The organism is Brevibacillus reuszeri (assembly GCF_002897295.1).
Classification (GTDB): domain Bacteria; phylum Bacillota; class Bacilli; order Brevibacillales; family Brevibacillaceae; genus Brevibacillus; species Brevibacillus reuszeri_A.
The window spans coordinates 1-4516 of record NZ_BEXF01000065.1 but is presented as its reverse complement, the minus strand read 5'-3'; the positions used below and the strand labels follow the sequence as shown (position 1 = coordinate 4516).

3 protein-coding genes and 1 pseudogene are annotated in these 4516 nt (G+C 42.2%); 3 read left to right on the top strand and 1 reads right to left on the bottom strand.

Annotated features, from left to right (window positions below):
- Positions 1-935: pseudogene (locus C3B52_RS38460) on the top strand (transposase); the annotation flags it as partial.
- Positions 936-1049: 114 nt separating this feature from the next.
- Here C3B52_RS38460 and C3B52_RS35105 read toward each other — a convergent pair.
- On the bottom strand, positions 1050-1979 hold the full coding sequence (locus tag C3B52_RS35105; protein ID WP_103110957.1) for a copper resistance D family protein: 930 nt from the start codon (positions 1977-1979) through the stop codon (positions 1050-1052).
- A gap of 78 nt (positions 1980-2057) precedes the next feature.
- Between C3B52_RS35105 and C3B52_RS35100 the strand changes: the two genes are divergently transcribed.
- The gene (locus tag C3B52_RS35100; RefSeq protein ID WP_016311143.1) at positions 2058-3251 is read left to right on the top strand and encodes a transposase; all 1194 of its coding nucleotides are present in this window, start codon (positions 2058-2060) and stop codon (positions 3249-3251) included.
- Between the two features lie 280 nt (positions 3252-3531).
- Positions 3532-4251 carry a hypothetical protein gene (locus C3B52_RS35095; RefSeq protein ID WP_103110956.1) on the top strand — a complete coding sequence of 240 codons (720 nt, stop codon included), beginning with the start codon at positions 3532-3534 and terminating at the stop codon, positions 4249-4251.
- Positions 4252-4516: the final 265 nt, after the last annotated feature.

Sequence of the window (4516 nt, the reverse complement as noted above, 5' to 3'; positions counted from 1 at the left end):
AAGCTGGAGAAGGCCATGGACCGGCTCGAACAAAAACTGAAAGAAGAGCCGAAGAATAAGCCCATCAAGAAAGCTGTCCGCTTACTACGCAAAGACCTGCTTCCCCGGCAGCAGAAGTACGAAATGCAACGAGAGCTGCTAGGCAATCGAAACAGCTTCAGCAAGACTGACCCAGACGCAACTTTTATGAGGATGAAAGAAGACCATATGCGCAATGGCCAACTCAAGCCCGGTTACAATGTACAGGTGGGTACGGAAAACCAGTTCATTATCGGCTATTCACTGCATCAGCGGCCAACAGACACGCGCTGCCTCATCCCGCATTTGGAGAAAGTAAAAGCTAACCTTGGCGAACTACCGAAGACCATAATTGCGGACGCCGGTTACGGCGGTGAAGAAAACTATGCTTACCTAGAGAAAGAAGAGCGCGAGGCACTGGTGAAGTACAATACTTTTCACAAAGAAAATTCGAAGGCAAACTCGACAACTGGACTTATCAGGAAGAAACGGGTGCCTGGCTGTGTCCGAGCGGTCGAACGCTGCACTTCCAACGTGAGAGTAAGCAAAAGAACGAAAGCGGCTATGAAATACGAATACGGCATTACCGCAGCGCGGACTGTGCAGAATGTCCGCTCAAAGATCGCTGTAGCAAAGCGAAAGGAAATCGAGAAATACAGGTGAGTATGACCTATCTTCGCTACAAAGAAAGAGCTAGAGAGAAACTCCGGAGCGAAGAAGGTCGCGAATTATCCGTCCGGCGCATGACGGAGGTGGAGAGTGTATTTGGGCAAATAAAGAACAACCGGGGATTCCGGCGTTTCCTGCTTCGAAGCTTGCCAAAAGTGAGCCTAGAGGTCGGAAGGCATTCGCTTGCCCATAATCTGCTCAAGCAAGCGACCATAAGCCAAAAAGCGAAAACGGTCGTTCAGGAATAAGCTCCTGAACGACCGTTCTTCATCTTTTTCGATGAGAGGTACTATCCCTTATAGACTTTAAACTACTTATGGGACAGCTCCTTTTTGATAAGTAATTTCATTTAAAGTCTTAGCTCAGGATATTAAGGTCATAAACCCTACAAATGAAACAAACGTAAATATGAAGGCACATATCAGAGCAGCGTAAGCATTCTTATTTTTCTTAAACAACAGGTACATTGAAACGATACTACAAAGTGCCACTATAAAGAGGAACACAGATATCGGACTCCATGTCATTTCAACAGGAACCCGCACTCCTTTTCCTTGAATCAACCACATATATAACTTGGATGCTGATGATTCCATCAATTGAGGATTTAAATCATGAGGGGCTGGCTGCTGATTCATATAGCCTGTAACGGTATAGATCAGTAGAATAATGATTCCCTCAACCAACACCCACTTTTTAGGATTGAAATCCGTATGGTTTAGCTTCCTTTTTACTAAGAAACCATTGAAGAAAGCAATGACCAAAAGTGGAATCACGAATAGATGTTTTAACAATAAGGATTGGCCATATGAAGTGATCCAAGAGTTCACATAATCAGGATCTGTTCTCATATTTAAAAGTAATCCGGATACAAGGATGATAACCATAGCGATAATTGCGAGCGGATGATACCATCTTAAAAACACCTTCCACTCATCTGTTTTACTGGGTATAAACATGCCAGCAACAACCAGAATTCCTGCCCAAACGCTCACAGAAAGCAAATGTAAAAATTGTGTCCAAAAACCTATGATTCCAAAATTGGAGGATGCATGGCTTGACCACGAGAGAGTCCCGATAATACCAATCGCTAGTAAGAATAACCCCGTAAGAGCTGTTTTATTGGTTCCTCTATTATTAACTCCGTTGTTCACCAACACGATACTGATAAATAAGCCTGTGAATATCACAGTCCAAATATATGCTTTCCCTTCCGAGAAAAACAGCATGACATTCTTAAATGAGCGTTTTGCAGTAATCTGAGGCCTTGAGCCGTAAGGATTTTCGGACATAAAAAAGGGACTTCACCCCAACTTGGAGAAGTTTTCAAGTGACTAAACCCAAAAACCTCAAGGATGGAGGAAGTCACTTTGTATATTCTCCAAGAATGTCTGTTTTCCTTCGAAGAACTTTTAAAAATTCAACCCAAGGAGAGATTGCCGATCTTCTTCAGTTCTCTCGATCTGAGACCGTATGCCAAGGAACTGAGAAGCCGTTCACCCCGAGGCGCTGAGGGATACTGCAGACAAGGTATTCTACGAGCACTCTTGGCTGCGCCGCTTGAAGGAATAAGTACCTTTTCAGGGTTGCATAAGCGTTTGGATACGGATCTCCGGTTTCGTTATCAGTGTGGTCTTCCGCTGGATCGAGAAGCTCCTTCCATATCCACATTAAGCCGAGTTTTCTCAGAACTGACGAGAAAGGACTTGGCAAAACGGCTTTTTGAGGATTTGGTCACACGCTGTCAGCAGGAAGGTATCATAGAAGGCAGTAACGTCGCCATAGACAGCGCCGCTCTCCGCGCTTACGAGAAAAAGCAGCCCAAACGCAAAAGCGAGCAAACGGGTAATGCGAACTGGGGCGCAAAAATTGATTCCTTCGGCAATAAAATCACATGGTTTGGTTACAAAATTCATCTGGCGGTCGATACGAAAAGTGAATTGCCGATCGCCTTGGAAGTAACGCCGGCGCATGTCAATGATGGAGAAATGGCGCCGGGCCTGATCGAGAAAACAGCGTCCAGGACGAGCACACGATTTTTCATACTCGATGCGGGCTACGACCAAATGAAAGTTTATGAGGCCGCCCGCAACGTCAAGGCACAAGCCATCATTCCCCTTAATCTTCGGGGGGAGAAGGAACCGCCTGCTGGCATGACCTCGAACGGAACACCGTGCTGTTCCATGGGTTATGCGATGACATACTGGGGAGTTGACGGCGATATGCATAAATTTCGCTGCCCGCATGCCACGGGTAAAGTCGACTGTCCGCTTGGCATGGCTGCCTGCTCGTCTTCAAACTATGGAATGGTCGTCAAAGTAAATGCGAAGGATGATCTCCGGCGATACAGCATCCCTCATCGGGATACAAAGCGTTGGAAGGAACTTTACAATGAACGAACCAGCGTAGAACGCTGCAACTCCCGATTGAAAACCTATTTGACGGCAGACGCCGCACATGTCCGGGGCATTCAGAAAGTCACAACTCACCAGTATTTGAATGCCATTGTTCTGCTTGCATCTGCGCTCGCCGTTTCTCATCATTCAAAACGGGCTGCCGCTTAAAAAACGAGCTGTTCTAAAATTCTGCAAGTCTGCCCTTTTCTTCATCCATATAATACCATTTTCGAAAATTACCCCTTAACGACAGTGAATATGCTATCGCTTCTTCTCTGAAACGGAATTATGCAAAACACTCAATTATAAGAACAAATATGCAATTATAGAATATCTGAAAGAATTATCTGATTCTGATAATTTCAATATCATTATATTAACTCATAACTTTGATTTTTACAGAACAGTACAGGATAGAATAAACACTAATAAGTTTACTCACTCTTGTATGGCTGTCAAAAAGGTTGATTCAATTGATCTAATAAATCCAGGATATAAATATATTAGCAATCCATTTGCTGACTGGAAGAGGTATTTAAATACCAACAAAGCTAAGTTAATAGCGTCGATCTCTTTCGCAAGAAACATAGCAGAACATATAGGAGATGACAATAATTTCAATGTTCTAACCTCAATGTTGCATTGGAAAAATAATTCTCTACAGCTTCGATTAAGAGATATCGAAAATTCTTATAAAGAAATTTTTAAAGATATGAGCGCATTAGAAATAGATGATTCTGATAAACTTGTCTTTGATTTAATTTTTGAGGTTGCTGAGGAGATCTATGCTGAACAAGGTGAGGTAGGTTTAAATCTGGAGAATAAAGTGGTTTTATCCATTGCAACAAGAATTAATGCAGAACGCTACATGATTCAAAGAATCAGTAATCCTACCTTTGTTTCAGAAATTAGAAGTAACCAGACAGGTAAATTGTTTGGAAAATTTAAAACTGATTTTCCAAGTGAGATAGAGCAAATAAAAATACTAGAAAAGGTAAACTTAATGACTCCTGAGAATATACACTTAAACTCATTTATGTTTGAACCAATACTTGACTTAACTGAACACCACCTGAAAGATCTTTATGCAAGTGTGAATGCTTTAATATATACAGAGGAACTAGGATCACAGTATGTTGCAGCATCAGGAGAAGAAAAACCTGCTTAAAGTTAATACTAAATTATTGTATTTAGAATTTCTACATGTCGCTTTAATCAAAAGAATGGAGGAGCCACAGCTCAAAAAACAGATAAATATTTAAGAGATAATAGGTATACGGGCACCGCACACAGGTGGTAATGGCAGTTTCCAGATAGACACCTAACACAAGCAATTGTGTATGTTTGTCGAGGGACAAGAACATATTCCTATTGAAGTCGCTATTTTGAAGTGACCCCCAAAATTTAGATACAGTTATTCATTAGGCAGCATT